General features: G+C 52.4%; 17 protein-coding genes. 3 read left to right on the forward strand and 14 right to left on the reverse strand.

Annotated features, from left to right (window positions below; all coding sequences use genetic code 11):
• Positions 1-233: 233 nt before the first annotated feature.
• A complete protein-coding gene (locus ACS5NO_RS22520) occupies positions 234-3,071 on the forward strand; it encodes a putative Ig domain-containing protein (RefSeq protein WP_439417223.1) in 2,838 nt (945 codons plus the stop codon).
• Between the two features lie 230 nt (positions 3,072-3,301).
• On the opposite strand, the gene ACS5NO_RS22525 is transcribed toward ACS5NO_RS22520, so the two are convergent.
• A complete protein-coding gene (locus ACS5NO_RS22525) occupies positions 3,302-3,661 on the reverse strand; it encodes a hypothetical protein (protein WP_138991107.1) in 360 nt (119 codons plus the stop codon).
• On the reverse strand, positions 3,658-4,434 hold the full coding sequence (locus ACS5NO_RS22530; RefSeq protein WP_439417224.1) for an HNH endonuclease: 777 nt from the start codon (positions 4,432-4,434) through the stop codon (positions 3,658-3,660). The genes ACS5NO_RS22525 and ACS5NO_RS22530 overlap by 4 nt, the downstream gene beginning before the upstream one ends.
• 282 nt (positions 4,435-4,716) lie before the next feature.
• Here ACS5NO_RS22530 and ACS5NO_RS22535 point away from each other — a divergent pair, with 282 nt between their 5' ends.
• Positions 4,717-5,070: a hypothetical protein gene (locus tag ACS5NO_RS22535; RefSeq protein WP_439417225.1), complete on the forward strand. Its 354-nt coding sequence runs from the start codon at positions 4,717-4,719 to the stop codon at positions 5,068-5,070.
• Between the two features lie 92 nt (positions 5,071-5,162).
• On the opposite strand, the gene ACS5NO_RS22540 is transcribed toward ACS5NO_RS22535, so the two are convergent.
• From ACS5NO_RS22540 to ACS5NO_RS22585, 10 genes are all read right to left on the reverse strand, one after another.
• Positions 5,163-6,836, reverse strand: a complete 1,674-nt coding sequence (locus ACS5NO_RS22540) for a TlpA family protein disulfide reductase (protein ID WP_439417226.1) — start codon at positions 6,834-6,836, stop codon at positions 5,163-5,165.
• A gap of 79 nt (positions 6,837-6,915) precedes the next feature.
• A complete protein-coding gene (locus tag ACS5NO_RS22545) occupies positions 6,916-7,413 on the reverse strand; it encodes an NADH-quinone oxidoreductase subunit C (RefSeq protein ID WP_439417227.1) in 498 nt (165 codons plus the stop codon).
• An 8-nt stretch (positions 7,414-7,421) separates the two neighbouring features.
• Positions 7,422-7,766 (reverse strand): hypothetical protein, encoded by a 345-nt coding sequence (locus ACS5NO_RS22550; protein ID WP_439417228.1) that lies wholly within the window; start codon positions 7,764-7,766, stop codon positions 7,422-7,424.
• Between the two features lie 79 nt (positions 7,767-7,845).
• On the reverse strand, positions 7,846-8,394 hold the full coding sequence (gene nuoB / locus ACS5NO_RS22555; RefSeq protein WP_439417229.1) for an NADH-quinone oxidoreductase subunit NuoB: 549 nt from the start codon (positions 8,392-8,394) through the stop codon (positions 7,846-7,848).
• Between the two features lie 82 nt (positions 8,395-8,476).
• A complete protein-coding gene (locus tag ACS5NO_RS22560; protein ID WP_439417230.1) occupies positions 8,477-8,947 on the reverse strand; it encodes an NADH-quinone oxidoreductase subunit A in 471 nt (156 codons plus the stop codon).
• Positions 8,948-8,953: 6 nt separating this feature from the next.
• Complete coding sequence (locus ACS5NO_RS22565; RefSeq protein ID WP_439417231.1) at positions 8,954-9,574, reverse strand: sterol desaturase family protein; 621 nt, start codon at positions 9,572-9,574, stop codon at positions 8,954-8,956.
• Positions 9,575-9,684: 110 nt separating this feature from the next.
• Positions 9,685-11,016 carry an NAD(P)/FAD-dependent oxidoreductase gene (locus tag ACS5NO_RS22570; protein ID WP_439417232.1) on the reverse strand — a complete coding sequence of 444 codons (1,332 nt, stop codon included), beginning with the start codon at positions 11,014-11,016 and terminating at the stop codon, positions 9,685-9,687.
• A 113-nt stretch (positions 11,017-11,129) separates the two neighbouring features.
• Positions 11,130-12,053 carry a bifunctional metallophosphatase/5'-nucleotidase gene (locus tag ACS5NO_RS22575; protein WP_439417233.1) on the reverse strand — a complete coding sequence of 308 codons (924 nt, stop codon included), beginning with the start codon at positions 12,051-12,053 and terminating at the stop codon, positions 11,130-11,132.
• On the reverse strand, positions 12,031-12,795 hold the full coding sequence (locus ACS5NO_RS22580) for a 5'-nucleotidase C-terminal domain-containing protein (protein ID WP_439417234.1): 765 nt from the start codon (positions 12,793-12,795) through the stop codon (positions 12,031-12,033). The genes ACS5NO_RS22575 and ACS5NO_RS22580 overlap by 23 nt, the downstream gene beginning before the upstream one ends.
• A 4-nt stretch (positions 12,796-12,799) precedes the next feature.
• Positions 12,800-14,482, reverse strand: coding sequence for a M1 family metallopeptidase (locus ACS5NO_RS22585; protein ID WP_439417235.1), 1,683 nt, complete (start codon positions 14,480-14,482; stop codon positions 12,800-12,802).
• Positions 14,483-14,621: 139 nt separating this feature from the next.
• Here ACS5NO_RS22585 and ACS5NO_RS22590 point away from each other — a divergent pair, with 139 nt between their 5' ends.
• On the forward strand, positions 14,622-15,266 hold the full coding sequence (locus ACS5NO_RS22590; protein ID WP_439417236.1) for a DUF3267 domain-containing protein: 645 nt from the start codon (positions 14,622-14,624) through the stop codon (positions 15,264-15,266).
• Positions 15,267-15,644: 378 nt separating this feature from the next.
• Here the strand turns inward: ACS5NO_RS22590 and ACS5NO_RS22595 are convergent, their stop codons facing one another.
• Complete coding sequence (locus ACS5NO_RS22595) at positions 15,645-16,691, reverse strand: response regulator (protein WP_439417237.1); 1,047 nt, start codon at positions 16,689-16,691, stop codon at positions 15,645-15,647.
• On the reverse strand, positions 16,669-18,285 hold the full coding sequence (locus ACS5NO_RS22600) for a sensor histidine kinase (protein ID WP_439417238.1): 1,617 nt from the start codon (positions 18,283-18,285) through the stop codon (positions 16,669-16,671). Before ACS5NO_RS22600 ends, ACS5NO_RS22595 begins: the two co-directional genes overlap by 23 nt.
• Positions 18,286-18,495: the final 210 nt, after the last annotated feature.

The following is an 18,495-nucleotide window of genomic DNA, read 5'->3' on the forward strand; positions in this document are numbered from 1 at the left end:
GTCAGGTCCGAAAGCAAAGTGAGCAAAACCTGTCATGAAGCAGGTTCTCCGGCCTTCGTGCTCCAGTCCGTTCCATTTATCGACGAAACGTGTGTTGATTGAAATCCGTAGTTGGTTCCTGCCATTCCGCAGGGCGGAGATTGCTTGTGTCCTACGGAAATTGCCCGAGTCCGATTCCTACGATTTTGATTGTTCATTTACTGATCTACTGTCCACCAAACTCCTTCCTCCCGATGAGTATTCATGTACACATTTCGATGGTCCGCAGGTATATGATTCGCGCCATATTCATTTGTCAACTGGTTGCTGTAGCTGCCGCTGTGCAGGCCCAGCCTCCCCTACGCTGGGATAAAACCTTCGGCGGGAGCAGTTCTGACGGGACTCCCGAGGTAGTCCATACAGCCGACGGAGGGTTTCTATTGGGTGGTAGTTCTTCTTCCAATGCCAGTGGCGACAAATCGGAGAATAGCCGGGGCGGTCTGGACTACTGGGTGATTCGGATGGATGCCCAGGGCAATAAGCTCTGGGATAAAACCTTCGGGGGAAGCGAATGGGATGACCTCAATGCGATCGTCCCGACGACCGATGGCGGTTTTCTGCTTTGCGGTTCTTCGCGCTCCGGACCGAGTGACGATAAAACGGAGGACAGCCGGGGTGATCTGGACTATTGGGTGGTTCGGATTGACGCCGGGGGGAATAAACTCTGGGATAAAACCTACGGGGGAGATGACTACGATGATCTGAATGCCGCTGTCCTGACGACCGATGACGGTTTTCTGCTGGGCGGCTCTTCGTCCTCCGGCCAGAATGGCGATAAAACCGAAGACAGCCGGGGAAATCAGGATTACTGGATGGTTCGGATTGACGCCGAAGGCAACATGCTCTGGGATAAAACCCTCGGAGGTGGAGAGATCGACTATTTAACGGCTTTGGCCACCACGTCCGATGACGGCTTTCTGGTGGCCGGTTATTCGTTTTCCGGGGACGATGGTGATAAAACCGAAGGGAACAAAGGCGGGGGCGATTACTGGGTGATCAAGCTCGATGAGGAAGGCAACATCCTGTGGGATAAAGCCATTGGAGGCAGTGAGACCGACTACCTGAGTGCGGTGCTGGCAACCTCCGACGGAGGGCTTCTCCTGGCCGGGGCTTCCGGTTCAAACACGAGTGGCGATAAAACCGAAGATAGCCGGGGTGATCAGGATTACTGGGTGGTCAAACTGAATGCTGACCGGGCGGTTGAATGGGATAAAACCCTCGGAGGAGATGGTTACGATGGTTTGTTCAGTGCGTTGCTCACGGTGGATAACGGTTTTCTGGTGGGGGGCTATTCCTACTCCGGACAGAATGGCGACAAGTCCGAAGAAAACAAAGGGGATGTGGATTACTGGGTGATCAAACTCGATGAGGAAGGCAACATGCTGTGGGATAAAACCCTCGGAGGAACGGGAGCAGATTACCTGTCAGCGATGACCACGACCCTGGACGGCGGTTTTTTGCTGGCGGGACGATCAGACTCGAATGCTGGTGGGGATAAGTCCGACAATAGCCGGGGCGATTCTGATTATTGGGTGGTCAAACTGAAGGAGTGCGAGGTCGTGCCGTCTTCCCTGACCATTACTTCAAACGCTGTCAACCAGCCCCTTTTCCAACATACACCCTCCGTTTTGCTGACCGTATCGGGCTGTGAGGGCGGCAGTGTCGCCTGGGCAGGTCCGGGCGGTTCTTCCGGAACTGGCGTAAGCATCCCGGTGCCCACGTCGGCGACCGGTACGCTGGTCTATTCGGCAACTTGTACGGGTGGACTTTGTCCTACCGCACCCGGTTCGGCTACGATCACCGTCATCCCGCCCCTGGTGGCAGGCAGCTTCGACGGGTATATTTACGGGGCCGATTGCAACACCTTCCGGGGCTGGGCCTGGGACCGGAACAAACCCAATACGGTTCAGTCCGTCGATATCCTCGACGGCCCCAACGTCGTCGTCACCATTCCGGCCAACGAGTTTCGGCAGGATCTGAAAGATGCCGGCAAAGGCAATGGCATTCACGCCTTCCGCTGGAACATCCCGGCCGGACTTAAAGACGGGCAGGTACATTATCTCTCGGCGCGGGTGGCAGGCAGCAACTTTATTCTGAAAGATTCTCCCAAGTCCCTGGTTTGTGAAGGAGGGGCGTCTTCCCCACCGAACAAACAACCGGTGCCGCCGGCGGTTTCGCCCCTGGTAGCGCAGCAAAATGTGGCTTTCACCACCACGCTCCCGGCTTTTACCGATCCCGAAAACAGCACACTGAGCCACGGACTGGTGAGCTTACCACCGGGCCTGAGCTTCAGCAGCATAACCCGGCAAATCAGCGGGACACCCACGCAGAGCGGTTTGTTTGTGCTGACCTACTCGGCCACCGATGATAAAGGTGCCACCAACTCGGTGAGTTTCAACCTGACGGTCAATCCGGCCGCCACCACTCCGGTGACGGGCAGTTTCGAAGGGTATCTGGACAAGGTCGAATGCGGAACGATCCGGGGCTGGGTCTGGGACCGCAACAAACCCAACACGCCGGTAACGGTGGAGTTTTATAACACCAACACCCTGGAAGTGTATGGGAGTGTGGTCGCCAATATCTACCGGGTGGATTTGCTGAATGCGGGCAAGGGCAACGGCGCTCATGCCTACAGTTTTGAAGTACCTGCCGGGTTGAAAGACAATACGACCCGGTTGATCAGTGCACGCGTATCGGGCAGCACCTATGTGTTGAAGGATTCGGGCAAGCCGTTAACGTGTCCGTCGGCAAGCCGGTTGTCGGCCGAAAGCCACCGGGAGTTCCAGGTTGCGGTTTTGGGCAACCCGTTGAGCCGCGATGCCGTAGAGGTGGAGATTCGGGGGGCAGAAGGAGAGCCGGTGCGGCTGGCGTTGACCGACGTGACCGGTCGGCTGGTGACGGAACAATTGATTGAAAAAGCGGGAGTCGTCGAGCGGCAGGCCGTACCAGTCGGCAAAAATGCTTCCGGTATACTCTTCCTGCGGGCAAGCAGCGGTTCGCGCTCCATAACGTTGAAAGTGTTGAGAAACTAACGAAGCACCCACGCCCAAACCGCGGCATCGAAGGGGCTGACCGATCTATCGAAGACTCTCGGTGGCGAAACCGCTGTTGAGGATTTCAAATCCTGAACAGCAACCGGGTTTGGGAGGCTTAACAAAAAACCCGTCCGGGAGGTTGATGCACTGACGCTCCATCCGTCCGAAACACCGGCGAAAGGAACGGGTAAAATGGCTGACGTACATACCCCCCAACAGCGGAGATACTATGGTTCAAAAGCATATTCTTCCAACTCGTCTTTCTCAAGTTTGTAGAACTGATTTCCTTTCAAAGAATTAAATAAAAAATCAGCGATATCTACATCACTCGTCTTACGCTTTGTGGTAATACCTATCCATTCGATTTCATGCCAAAGATGATCTAATTCAGAATCAAATCTTTTAAAATTCAACCTCTTAACACCACAACGATCAGGATCAAACCAAAGCTTATCAATAAACACGACTTGCATTAAATCCCTGATTTGGCGAATGGTTAAATTATTCTTATTCTCAAAAACAACTCGATGACGTAACTTATTATTACCCGCATCTCGATACATATATTCCATTTCAATTTTATTCATTGCATGAATATATTTTGGTAGTGATAAGAAAGAAACTCTTCGGCTGGTTCAAACTTATTAGGCAATTTTATAAATTGATTGTGGTATCTCTCAAAATATTCACTCTGCCATCCAGAATTTCCACTAAAAATCCTTGAAGATATTTGAATTTTATATTCTGGAGTAATTGACAATAATCCACAATCGAATGCCTTATCATGTAAAGCATTTAAAGCTAAACCATTACGTGGATTAAGGCGGTTTTTATCATCCATACTCCAAGGCTTTATGTGACTAGCAATCAACAAATTTTTCTCGCTAATACCGGTTATGCAACATCTATTCTCATAAGCCGACATTACCAATTGGCGAAATAAACTTTGATTCGCCCTCACAGCAATAGTTTGCATTCTGGTTCTTCCTTCAGGTATTACAAAATCATCAGTAACAGTCTCCAACTTTACAGCTACATCCCCAAAATCAATTGTATTTCCTAAAAGGCTTTCGCTTTCTGCAAAAAGAGTATCCCAATTATTACTAAATTCAGCCCATACAAGTTGATCTAGCTTACTGGAATTTGAGGCCCCTTTTTTACCTTGAGAGGTTATTTTTGGATCAAGGCTTGCGATATTAACTAATTTATAAGCAACTGAACCGGGAGTTCTTCCTAAACGAGAAGCTAGTTTAATGACATCTATATTTTTTTGATGCAATAATCCAAACGTCAGTTTTGAATAAAGGTTAATAACCAAAAGTAACTCATTTCGAGTCCACAAACGCTGATCTTCTCTCATATAATCCCTGGTTATTTTATAGGGTAAAAAGCAATCTTTTCCTCATAATGAGAGGCTCAAATATAGGATAAAAATTAATTTTTAGTCACTTTCTCAACTTCTTCGTTAGACAATAAAAACAATTTACATTCTTTTATAGATAGAAGAGACAAACGTACCAACATTATCCTTACTGCGAGTTCGGTGATTGAAAATTGACTACTGCCTTCAACAAAAGAATTCCTCGCCCTCTCCCAACCTTTTCCCCACCAAAAGCGTCTTACTACCAAAACCAGTACATCCATGAAGACGCTATCTTTGATTGTTGGCCTGCTGATGGTGGCCTGCCAGCCCAATCCCTGGGACCAGGAAGTGGCCGTCAGTGCCGATTGCACGGCTTATGCCGAATGGAAAAAAGCCGCCGAACTGCGCGAAGTGCCGGGGACGGTGGTCAACGAAGCGGAGAACTCCCAAACCAGTACGTGGATTTATATTCAGACCAGCGACAATACGCGCTATTTCGCCTGCAACCTGCCGACCTCGGTGCAGAAAACCGGTACGAAAGTCGTTTTCAACGCCGACGAGTTTGCGCCCCCGCCGAACGTCCGGCTGGCCGGTGTTCCCGTTAAGCTGACCAAACTGCGGACGGCACCCTGAAACGACCAGAAATGAAGTTGAGTGAGGAAGCGCTGATCGACCGGACGAAGGAGAATTTCGGCGTCGTTGAAGTGAGTACGCTTGATGCGGTTTTACAATTTTTCCCGGATGAGTTTCAACACCTCGTCCGGTTTAGATGGCAGCGGGGCATCGCGTTTGAGAACTTTTCCGTCGCGGCCCAGCAACCCGGCCGCCGGAATGTATTCGGCCCGGAGTGTTCCGATCAGGTTGCCAAGCTGGTCTTCGTCCACAAAAACGTGCAGGCCTTTGGGCTTGTTTTTAGCCACCCACTCCCGCCAGAGTTCCATCGAATTTTCACTGCTGCACACATAGGCAAACAACACATCACGACTGCCAAGCTGATCCTGAATGGCCCGGGCCGCGAGGGCTTCCTGCCGCGACGGTTCTACCTCGGTCGACCACGCCAGCACGTAAACCAACCGCCCCAGCGCCTGTTTCTGGAATTGTTCGAGCAGGTCTTTCCCGTAGCGGCTGGACCGCATCAGGGTCACCCCCGACAACACCTCGACCGGTTCATCGACCTGATTGGTAAACTTTTCCGCGACTTCCCGCACCGTCGCGCTGTCTTTGACCTCCAGCCGGTATAACTCTTCCAGCGAAAGCCGGTAGCGCGGATCGGTCACCTGGGGCATGATGTGCTGGTATAAAAGCTGCTGATTTTTCAACTCGATAGCGGGCAGAATGGACTCCAGAAAATTGGCTTTCAGATAATCCATTCCAGTGGTGTCCACAATTTTCCGGTACTGCGACATCTCCGTTTCATACACCAGCAGTTTCGCCAGCGTGTCCTGGTGGCGTTGCAATATCCGCTGCAACATCGGCATATCCCGGCTCACGGCGGTTTTTCCGGCTTTTAGTTCGTCTACCCGCGTCCGCTCCGTGGCCGACAGGTCCCGGATGTATCGGTCCACGAGCGTGGCAAATGTGCCCACCGGAACGCCACGACCGGCCTGGTCGGCAATCCGCGAATTGGCGTATGCTGCAAACCGTTCCATCGCCGTCGTCCGCTGAACTGTCAGAAACAGATCGTCGGCGGGTCGTAAACTGACGCCGGAGGGCAAACCCGTTTCCAGACGCGTGTCCTGCTCGGCCAGCGCCCGGTCATAGAGGTAGGTCGACACTTCGTATTTGATGCCCGACCGGATGTACTGATCCAGCAGTGGCAACACTTCGTTGGTTTGGCGGTATTTTTCGTAGGTGGTAATGAATTCATTCGTCAGAATCTTCCGGCTGTCGTCCGCCGACCGCCCATCGACCCGCTTCGCCAACTGGCGGTTATCGACTTTGGGTTTGTTTTTAAACTCGAACGCCTTATACCGGGTCAGTTGGTTGTTCACCTGGGCGTTGGTACCGCTAAACCGGAATGGTGCTTCGGACAAAAACAGGGAGTCGGCATCGAGCGCAATTTCGATGGTGCCGGCCGAACCCAGAAAGGCGGTTGAAATCTGGCCAAAATTGAAATACAGTTCTTCGTACGGATACACCAGCGGCAGCGTCACCTGAAACGAGCCGTCGGGCGCAAGCGGGGCGGGGCGCGCCATTTCGCGGTTAGCCTGTAGGATGTTGTTCCGCGAAACCGTCACATTGGGACTTTGGCGGTACAGTTGAATTGTCAGGTTTTTGATCCGGCCCTTCACCGTTACGGAGTCGGATTTGAATTGGGCGTAAACGGTCGGGAATTGGCCGAAAAAGAAGGTCAAAAGAAGGCAGAACGCCGGGAATAGTCTATAACGTCGCGTTGGCATGGAAGCAATGGCTCAAATCCAGAAAAGATACAAGTTAAACTGCCAATTGCACACTACCAAACGTTCCGGGCTTGCCGGGCTATTTCACTTTGATTCCGTGGTAGGTTTCCATCTCCCGGTAATCTTTCCGCAACGGATGGCCCTGCCAGTCGGTGGGGAGCAGAATCCGGCGCAAATCGGGGTGGCCGTCGAAATGAATTCCGACCAGATCATAGATTTCACGCTCGTGCCAGTCGGCCGTTCGCCAGACGCTGCTGACCGTCGGAACCACCGGCAGCGGTTCGCCTTCGGCAGTGCGCGGCAACACGACTTTCAGCGTCAAATTATGTTCGTAGGGGATGGAGGTGAGGTTGTAGACAACTTCCATCGTATTGACCTGCAGACCGTTATCGATCCCGGTCATGCAGGCCAGAAAGTCAAAAAAAAGCCGGTCATCGTCGCGCAAAAACCGGCAAATTTCAGCGATCTGCGTTGACTCCACCACGAGGAAAGGCTGTGGATTGGCGGTGTTGGTTTGCAGAATTCCGTCGGTGCCAAATTGAGCCACCAACACCTCGGATAGTTCGGAAAAATTCATTCCGCAAGTTAGCGAATTGAGACGATCGTTATCTCATCGGCCTCGAATTTTGAACCCCAGCCGCACTCGACGGTTTTCTTCCGGTCCGTAAATTTATAGACGATGGTGCCCTGTTTCTGTTGTTCCTTGCCCACAAAGTTCTCCACCAGGGCGACGGATTCGGCATCGGGCGCATACCGGATAATCTTCTGCGGATCGTTCCAATTCAGGGCCACATGCGCCTGACAACCGTCATACGCCAGTCCGTTGGGATATAACATGACTTCCGACCGGAGTTCCGGACCGGAGGTGGAATCGTCTTCGGTGCAGGCTGCGAAGCCCAACATCATTAGGGAGATCAGGATCGTTTTCATACGTGTTAGCATTTGTTAAACGATATGACCCTTTTATCCTTTAATTGGTTGGAGTACATTCGACTCTTTTCAACAAAAGTTACTGCACGGCTTCCCTTCCGTCGGCTTCCATCGCCAACAGGGCCGTCGGTGCCGGTTCGTCCCGCAGGCTGCTGTTGCGGATTTTCTCCTGGAGTTTCAGAAAACCGCCAATCAGGGCTTCGGGGCGCGGTGGACAGCCCGGCACATACACATCGACGGGAATGATCCGGTCGACGCCCTTCACGACGTGGTAGCCGTGCTGCCAGTAGGGCCCTCCGCAGTTGGAACACGACCCCATCGAAATCACATAACGCGGTTCAGGCATCTGTTCGTAGAGCCGCCGGATGCGGTCGGCCATCTTGAACGTCACGGTTCCGGACACGATCATGACGTCCGACTGCCGGGGTGAAGGCCGGGGAAAAATCCCGAACCGCTCCAGGTCGTAGCCTGATGCGAAGGTTTGCATCATTTCGATGGCACAGCAGGCCAGCCCGAAGCCCATCGGCCACAGCGACGAAAGCCGCGCCCAGTTCAGGAGGTCTTCAGCCGTGGTCAGCAACACGCCACCTTCGCCGGATTTGAATCGTTGATCGAGTAAACCGCTCATTTTTTAACTGGAGTCGGTTTACGGTTTTCAGTTTACGGTTAAGTGCTTGATGACTGACCGTAAACTGAAAACCGTAAACCGATTAACTATTTTTATATTTCTGATTCACTTTTTCGTACATCGAAACCGGTACGGCGGTTTTCATTTCCGGCACTTTCGGCTCCGGTTTCACCCAATCCAGAAAGCCCTTGGCCCAGACATACGCCAGCCCCAAGGCCAGAAGGGCCACAAAGATGAACATTTCCGCCAGCGAAATCCAGCCCCACAAACCGTTCGTTTCTTCGATCAAGGCCTTTTGACCAAAAACCGTAGCCCAGGGAAACAGGAAGACCAGTTCGACGTCGAACAAAACAAAAATAAGGGCGACCACATAAAACCGCACGTTGAACTGCACATTGGCGTTGCCAACCGGTTCTTCGCCGGACTCGTAGGTGGTTTGCTTCTCGATGTTGGGGCGGTTGGGGCGCAACAGACTCCCAACAAACAAAACCAGCCCAACGAACGCCAGGCCGGTAATGATGAACAATAGAATGATTCCGAAGTCGGAGAGCATGCGATGTTATTTCATGTACGTTCCAAAGACATGGTCCCAGAGGGGCGACGATACGCCGTAATTCTTTTCGTGGCTTTTGTAGTGGTGAACCGAATGATTGATCCACAGCCACTTGAAGAAATTCTTGGGCGGAGCGTAGGCATGAACAATGAAATGCACGAACAGATAGCCCGAATAGCCGACCAGAAAACCGGGAAAAAAGGCGTAGGAAGCTTCGCCCAGCAACAGAAAAAGAACGCCAAACAACGCAGACGCTACGAAGACAGCCGCAGCCGGGGGCATCGCCAGCCGGGTTTTATCTTTCGGATACTCGTGGTGAATACCGTGGAAGGTATACTGAATTTTAGCCTTCGTCGGCGTGTCGGTTTCCATATGAAATACGCCCCGGTGAACGGCGTATTCGACCAACGTAAAGACGGTAATGCCCGCAAAAAAGAGAAAAGTAATCCAGAGAGCCGACATTTCCGTATACGCAAAAGCGTACCAGCCGAAGAGTGTGGACGTTACCAGGTAAATGGTGATCGGAACCGCAATGTGGGTACGTGACAACCGTTCGAGAATCGGATTCTCAAACAACGGCTTGGTGCCACTATTTTTAGGTCTGGTTTTGGTTATCGTTTGTTCCATACTGTGATAGAATTAAATGCCGCCAAAACGTGGGGAACGCCGGGGCGCGGGTGTGTAAACTGCAAATTTAAACTACTTTTCAACAGATGGTCAACTTGTTTGACCATTTATTATTTTGTGATTAACTGGTCTTCTACTTTCTTCTGGATGGCTTCCATGTTGCCTTTCGGGAGTTTGGGTTTGATAATCAGCCGCAGCGATTGGTCGTCGCTGAGGTAATTCCACGCCCAGTTGACCAGAATGAGCAACCGGTTCTTAACGCCAACAATGGCCATAAGGTGCACAAAAAGCCAGACCATCCACGCAAAAACGCCCTGAAAGCTCCAAAAAGGCAGATCAACGACCGCTTTTCCGCGACCAATCGTCGCCATCGTTCCCAAATCCTTATAGGTAAACGGTTCCATCGGTTGATCCTTACCCATCCGCACCAGATTTTTTGCAAGGTGTTTGCCCTGCTGAATCGCCGGTTGGGCAATTTGCGGATGGCCATTCGGGTATTTTTCTTCCGTCATCAACGCAATGTCGCCCAGCGCAAAAATATCCATAAATCCCTGCACCTGACTGAACCGGTTCACGAGCAAACGCCCTCCGCGGCCCATGGCTTCGGCTGGCAGTCCGTTCAGCGGATTGGCTTTTACGCCAGCCGCCCAAACCAGGTTGTTCGTCCGAATCGTGGACCCATCGGCCATGTGAACCAGCCGACCGTCGAAATCCTGAACGCGGGTATTGAGTTTAACGACGACACCCAACTTTTCGAGGTATTGCTGCGATTTCACCTGCGACTCCACCGACATCGGCCCCAGCAATTCCGCCCCGGACTCGATCAGGTATATCTGCATCATCCTGAAATCCAGTTCCGGGTAGTCGCTCGGCAGAACGGTTTTCCGCATCTCCGCAAAGGTTCCGCATAACTCGACACCCGTAGGTCCTCCTCCCACTACGACCACATTCAAAAAACCTTCTTTTTCATCTAAGGTATCGACTGAAAGGGCATCTTCAAAATTTTGCAGCACCCGGTTCCGGAGCGCAATAGCCTCAGAGACCGACTTCATCGGCAAAGCGCGCTCGATGATGTTCTTCATTCCGAAAAAATTGGTATCGGCTCCGGTGGCCACCACCAGATAGTCGTAGTCGATGGGGCCTAAGTCGGTATCGACGGTTTTGGTGTCGGGATGAACCGCCGTCACGGTGGTAACGCGGATGTGAACGTTCTTACAATTTTGAAAAACCGCCCGCAAGGGAAACAGGATGGAACTGGCTTCGAGCCCCGAGGTCGCCACCTGGTAATAAAGCGGCTGAAATTCGTGGAAATTATGTTTGTTGATCAGAACGACCTGAAATTCTTTGCGGCTGGAAAGTTTGCGCGCCAGTTGCAAGCCGCCGAACCCCGCTCCCACAATCACTACGCGTTTGCGGTCGGTACGTGGAATATTTGGGTTCATACGTCGTGGAATTAGACCTGTTGAAAGGATAACTGCAATCGTTTCCGTAAGGTTTCAACCGCTTAAGCGAATCGGTCGATTTTCGCCGAATCCGCTTCTGAACGGTTCTGGCCCTACGATTTCACCTCTACCGCTTTGCTTTCCATAACCGGCTTTGCTTTTCCGCGCTCAAACGTCAGGTCGATCCGGCCCAGATAAATCCCGGCAAACCCCACCTGATTGATCAAAACCGGGAGTCCGTCCTGGCTCAGTACGTTGACGGGTGCTTCCAGAAACGTGTGCGTATGACCGCCGATGATCAAATCGATATTCTTGCTTTTGGAGGCAAAAACCCGGTCCGACACGGCTTTGTCGTTGTATTGGTAGCCCAGGTGCGACAGACAGATGACGTAATCGCAGTTCAGGTCATTCCGCAGCTTCGCGGCCATGTCGTTGCCGGTTTCGATGGGGTCCAGATACCGGGTTTCCCGGAATAACTCCTTCGGAATCAACCCTTCCGGTTTGATGCCCACGCCAAAGACACCAATCCGCAAACCGTCTTTTTTGAAAATCCGGTACGGTTCCGTGCGGCCGTCCATCGCCGTGTTTTTAAAGTCATAATTGGCAATCAGGAATGGAAATTTCGCTTTTCCGAACTGCGTCACCATGTTGTCCATCCCGCCGTCGAAGTCGTGGTTGCCGATGGTGCTGGCGTCGTAGCGCATCTGGTTCATGGCCTGCACTTCGGGTTCGCCCTTGTACAGATTGAAATAGGGCGTTCCCTGAAACAGATCCCCCGCGTCGAACAGCAGCACATTGGGCTGTTCGCTCCGAATCTGGTTGATCAGCGCAGCCCGGCGGACAATACCGCCCCGCCCGGCATTGCGGCCCCCATCCATCGGAAACGGTTCCAGTCGGCTGTGTACGTCGTTGGTATGCAGAATCGTCAGTTGGGTGAGCTTCGGTTTGGCCAGGGCTTCCGGGGCAAAACCACCCACCACGGCAGCCGCACCGAACAGCTTCAGAAACTGGCGTCTATTGGATTGAAATGCGTCCATCGGTTGTCGGGTTTATGGGTTGACCGGGTTTGCCAAGCTGTCGAAAATAATCAATGAAAACGTCCCGGATGGGAACGTTGAAATTCTTCCGGGCCACGGCATCCTTCAGAAACGCCGTTCCTCCGCCCCGATCGGCCACGTAATCGCTCATCAAAACCGTATAGTTCTGGTTGGGATCGAACTTCCTGCCGTTCGTAAAGGCAATGTCGGTCAGGATGTTATTCTTGATCACCACCCGAACGCCACCCACCACCAGCGATTTTTCATCAATTTCGCTGCCCACAAAAAACTCGAAAAACTCCCGCAGCATGGAGCCTTTCAGCGTCAGCATCACCAACTGGTTGTCGAACGGCATCACCTCGTAAATGCTGCCGATCCGGATCGGGCCTTTGGGCAATCCCGTCCGAATCCCGCCGTAATTGAGGTGCGAGCAATCGGCGGGTTGCCCCAGCTTCTGCTGTGCATACTGTAACATGGCATCAGTGAGCATGTTGTTGAGGGCGCATTCGGGTTTGGAGCGGTTCAGGGGCACCGCCGACTGCACCAGCACTTCGTTCATGGTCTGATCCATCTGCTGCTTGTAGGGTTGCAGAAAACGGGCCATGCCGCTATCAGCCGGAGCCGCCAGCGAGTCGATCACGACGCGTTTATAACCCTGATCGGTCAGGTGGTAGCCCGTCTGGCAAGCCGTGGTCAGCACAACCAGCAGCGGCAGAATACGGAGTTTTGAGAAGCGCGTCATAAAATTATTCCTGAGTTTTCTGAGCGGTTTCGACCAGGGGCCGGGCGCCGAAATATTGCAATTCATACGCAAAATTCAACCACCCCTGCGACCGGCGGATGAGCATCGTCTGCCATTCCCGCGTGGTAAACAGGGTGTGCCAGGGGCCGTAGGCAAACCGGTATTTCAACGGCATGTTGAAGCCGGGCGCATCGGCAATCCAGCGGTGCTGCACTTCGATGAAATCACCCTTTTCCGTCACTTTGTATTCCAGAACGGGCGGAGCGGCATAGTTCAGAAACTGATCGAAGATGGGGCGCAGGTCGATTTCGGTTTCCCGGCACAAAATATCGATGATCTGTTTGGTGGTCACCAGCGAGTGTTTCCGCTCCAGCGCCACTTTCCGCAGCGCCATAAACCAGACGTTGTCGTCATTCACCACGCACCGCAGGGAGTGCAGCAACCACGCTCCCTTGTAATAAATATCCGTATCCTTGTGCTGGAAGTTGACGCCCCTCGGCCCCATCAGCGGGAATTTGTTTTTGATCAGCGGTTTCTGTGTCATCAAATACTTGATTGCCTGCGGGGGGCCGTGGGTGTTTTCCACATAAATCGATTCCATGTACGTAGCAAAAGATTCGTGGATCCACATTTCGGCAGGATCGGAAACACTCAGGCTGTTGCCAAAATACTCGTGCGCACTTTCGTGAATCAGGATGAAATCAAAACCGAATGGGTTGTTCTGGTAGTTGTTTCCGTAGCCAATGGCACTCTGGTGTTCCATGCCCAGATACGGAGTTTCGACCACCGAATAACCATCGCGCCAGTAGGGATAATGCCCGAAATACCATTCATAACAATCGAGCATCCCGATCACCTGCTCGAAGTGTTTTTTGGCTTTTTCTTCGTTATAGCGCAGAACGTGGTAGTTCAAGTCGAGATACTGATAATCCCGGCTCCGGTATTGCTCCTGAATTGTGACGTAATCGCCCAGATTGAAGGTGACGTTGTAGGTGTTGATGGAATAGGAAACCGCCCATACGAACTCCGTCTGGTTGTCGCCCACCTCCCGCTCTTCCTGAAGCCTGCCGTTCGAGACGGCTTTCAGGCCCCGGGGTACGCGGAAAGTCATCTGCATCGACTCGGGTTCGTCGGACAGGTGATCTTTGCAGGGCCACCACGAACTAGCGCCTAGCCCCTCGCAGGAAACGCCCACCCAATCGTTACCGGTGCTGTCTTTGCTCCAGGAAAAACCGCCATCCCAGGGCGGATTCACGGCTTCGCGGGGCTTTCCGTGGTAGGCTATTTTTATTTCTTCGACGTTATCCTTTTCCTGTGCCGCCTTCATGGTCACAAAAATGGCGTTGCCTTCGCGGGTATACCGCAGGGATTGACCGCCCTGGGTAATCGCATCGATGGTCAGGTTTTCGAACAAGTCAATCTGCATCCGTTTGAACGGCGTCCGTACCCGATACCGGATGGTATTGCTCCCCGCAATGCTTTTCGTAGCCGGATCGACCGATAAATTGAGGTCATAAAAAAGGACATTGTAACACGTGCGTTCCGGACGGAGCGAGCCCCGAAGCGAATCCTGCCGGGTAAAGGTATCGGGCGTAAGCCGTTCGGGTTCAGAAGGTTGCTTCGGTTGTTGAGCAAAAAGAGGAAATACGTACCAAAAGGCCAGCAGGCCCACTACCCATTGTTTCATGTAAAGAAGCTGCAAATTGTATACAATGATAACAAATTATTGCCCGCCAACCAGTATTGCGCCCGAAGGTTCGCTATGAATTCCGACCCGTTCCTTCTTATCTTTAAGAAAGCAAAAAGCCCTCCGTATTTCCAGCGTTATGACCAAACCCCGCATTGCCGACTTTCAGGACGCCAGTCGGTTTCACCTCGTTGAATCGTTCTCCGTCGACGACATGAAAGTGTTTCTGCTGCGCGAACTGGGCCTGAACCCGTCTGCGGAAAAAAAACCGGCCCGGCTAACCGTCAAGTCCGCCCTTTTCTTTCTGAGTATGGCGGGCTTTGGCGGCATTTTCGGCTTTCTGCTGGCGAAAACCGCCGTTTCGGTTTCGTGGTGGCACATTCCCGCAGCCTTCGCCGGACTGCTGCTGCTGCTCCCCATTCACGAAGGCATTCACGCCCTGGTTTTCAAGGTGCTGGGCGCGCCCGAGGTGGGTTTCGGGTATTCCCTCAAAAGTCTGATTGTGTATGCCTACGCGCAGCGGTTTGTGATGACACTCCGGGAAAATGCGCTGGTGGCCGTCATGCCGTTTCTGGTCATTACCACGGCTTTGGTGCTGGCCTGGATCGCCTGGCCGTCATGGGGTGTGATCTGGGGAATCGTCCTCCTGATGCACACTTTGGCCTGCATCGGCGACTACGTGCTGGTGCGGTATTCCATTAAAAACCGCCACCGAACAATGTTTACCTACGATGACCTGGACGAGCGAAGATCGTATTTTTACGAACGTACCCACGAACTTTAGTCCGTGTTACAGTAAACACGGACTAATTGATTTAAACAAAATAAACGCCGAAGTGAATGTTTATCAGCCCACTGCTTTAGCTGTGGGAAATTGAAACAAAACCAAATCATTCCAGAACCATTTCAACGGTTTTCTGGCCGATAAAACCGTTGAAACGGTTCTGTAGTAGGTGGAACCGCTATACCCACAGCTAAAGCAGTGGGCTGATAAGCCAAATATGAAGCCGGCGTTTATTTTGTTTAAACCAATAAGTCCGTAGGCACTACAACAAGGTCGAAAGCTTCACTTCCAACCCCGGCAAAACCGACTCGCCCGAAAGGATTTGGGTAAACGATCGGATTTCCGGCTCTTCATCCGGGCGGTAGAGGGTGGTTTGTTTCACCAGTTGGCCTGACGCAGTTTTTCAGGCTGAAGCACCCGGATGGTGCCCGTTGAAGCGATTTCGAGCAAACCGTCCTGCCGGAATTCGCTCAGGGTGCGAATCAGGGTTTCGGTGGCGGTGCCGACAATGGCCGCCAGGTTGTCCCGCGAAAGCTGAATAACACCTTCCGGATCTTGCCGGTAAAGGTTCAGGAGCGCATCCGCCACCCGGCGCCGGATGGAGTTGTAGGCCATGTGGAGCAACTGCTCCTCGCGCTCGCCAACGTGTCCTGCCAGCATTTTAATGAACTGCCCGCTCACCGTGGAATTCGCCAGGAGCAATTGCTGAAAATCTTCTTTCGGAATGTAAATCAATTCCGAATCCTCCAGCGTTACGGCGGAGTCGCCGTAATCACGGTTTTCGAGCAGGGCGAGATACCCGAAAAAGTCGCCCGAATGGTAGAGTCCGGTGATAAATTCTTTCCCGTCGGTGTTGGTGCGAACGGTTTTGACCTTGCCGGATTTCAGAAAATACAGGCGCGTTGGCGTATCGCCTTCCGTATAGACAAACTGCTTTTTGCGCATCGGATGGGCTTTTCGATCCACCGACAGGCTCTCCAGATTTCCCGTGTGCCGGGCATCGTTCAGAAACTGGTCGAGACCGTCCTGTTGCAGGTTGTAGGTAGGCCCGACGTTGCGGAAGCGGTTTAACCGTCCTTCGATGGCACTGAGCAGTTCCGACTCATCGAAGGGCTTGGTCAGGTAATCATCAGCGCCCAACTCCATGCCTTTGCGGAACTCCGTTCGTTCGGTTTTGGCGGTCAGAAAGATAAACGGAACACCGGCCAACTGGGGGTTTTTGTTGAAAATATGCAAAACGCCATATCCATCCAATACGGGCATCATGATGTCGCAGATGACCAGGTCCGGCTTGTCGGTCAGGGCTTTTTCTACCCCCACCTTCCCGTTTTCTGCCGTCTGAACGGCATATCCGGCCAGTTCCAGAATCTCGGCAGTATTTTCGCGAATGGCGTCGTTGTCTTCAATCAAGAGAATGGTTTTCATACGGAATAAATAACGTTACGGACGTGCCCTGATTCAACTCACTTTTTAAGGATACCTGACCACCCATCAACTCCACGTAACGCCCCACGATGTGCAGTCCCAGCCCGGTGCCCGATATATCGGTTACATTTTGAGCCCGGAAAAACCGTTCAAAGAGGTGTTCCTGGTCTTCTTTGGATATCCCCACGCCCTGATCTTCCACGACCAGCCTCATCTGCCCGTTTGCACAGGCAACCTGTAGGGTTACCGTCGATCCCGGCCCGGAATACTTAACGGCGTTGGAAAGGAGATTCACCATAATTTTACGCAGCAGAGACGGATCGATCCAAACCGTGTTCGGGCACGACAGCTCGGTTTGGATCGTTTGTCCGGGTTTCAGCAGACTTTGCATATCGGCCACGGTTTCGCCGACCAGTTGAGAAACCGTCACTTCGACGGGGTGAGCAACGACCTTTCCTTCCTCCAGTTTGTCAACGGACAAAAACTCTTCGAGGATGTCGTTCAGGTGATTGACCGACGCCCGGATGCGGTCGAGGTGTTTCTGCCGGTTGCTTTGGTGTTCACTGCTGGCGTAGCGTTCGATCAAGGCCGCCGAGGTTAGCACCACCGTCAGTGGAGTCCGAAACTCGTGGGAAGCCATCGACACGAAGCGCGATTTCAATTCGCCCAGTTCCCGTTCCACCACCAGCGCCTTCGCCAGTTCATCCTTTGAGTGCTCCAACTGTTCCAGGGTAGTCATGAGTGCCTGGGTTCGGTCGGCCACTTTGTGTTCCAGATCGGCATTGAGTTGCTCGATGTGGTCGCGGTGGGCCAGCAATTGCCGCTCGGCTTCTTTCTTAAACGTAATGTCAATAATATAGGCGACGGCGTGCAATTCGTCTTCCAGCCGGAAGTAACTGAGGCTAATTTCAACCGGAAACACCGAACCGTCTTTTCGCTGGGCGTGCAGATCGCGGTTGTGGCCCATCGCCCGCACCTGCGGGTTTTCATTGAAGGATTGCCGGAGTTTTTCGTGATAACTGCTGACATTCCGGGGCACTAACTGCTCGATGGTCAGTTCCATTAATTCACCCGAGGCATATCCAAACAACTGTTCAGCGAGTTGATTGGCCGACACGACCCGGCCCTGCTGGTTGCAAACGATGATGCCAATGGTGGCATTGGAAAAGATACCCTGATACCGCCGGACGCTGTTTTCCAGCTCACGCTCGGCCTGGTGCAACGGCTCCTGGTCGATGAGCTGAACGAGCGCGTAGGGCCGGTCATAAACCGTAAAGGTGCTGATGAGGAGATGCCCCCAGAACATCTGCCCATTTTGCCGCTCGATCGGTGTTCGTTCTTCATAGTGTCCATCCCGCAGGATCTGCTCGATCAAACGATTGCGGTCTTCGTTCGGCAAAGGCTGCGTCCGGATAGAACGGGAACGAACCGGATCGGCCAGCAAGTCCTTTTCCGAAGCAAAGCCCAGCATCTGAACACCCGCCGGGTTGACATGGACAAAGTGTTCTTCGCTCAGGTCGTAGATGCCGAAAAAGTCGTCGCTTTTTTCAAAAAGTAGATTGATTAAGGCCTCAGAGTATAGGTTGACTAACATAGGATGCGGCTATACTGCGGTAAAATCTCCATCGGCACCAGCCGGGCTAAACGAATACACGTACAAAGTTACTAAATAGACCTTCCAAGTTACTCCATTCTGCTTACAATCGTCTATATACGTTGACTTTTTCAAAGAATGATCATCAATTTGACAGGAGCAATTCAGTTGGGCTTCCTCCGCCAAGAATCATGACTGATCCTAACCAAC

Source organism: Larkinella fluvii (assembly GCF_051857545.1).
GTDB lineage: Bacteria > Bacteroidota > Bacteroidia > Cytophagales > Spirosomataceae > Larkinella.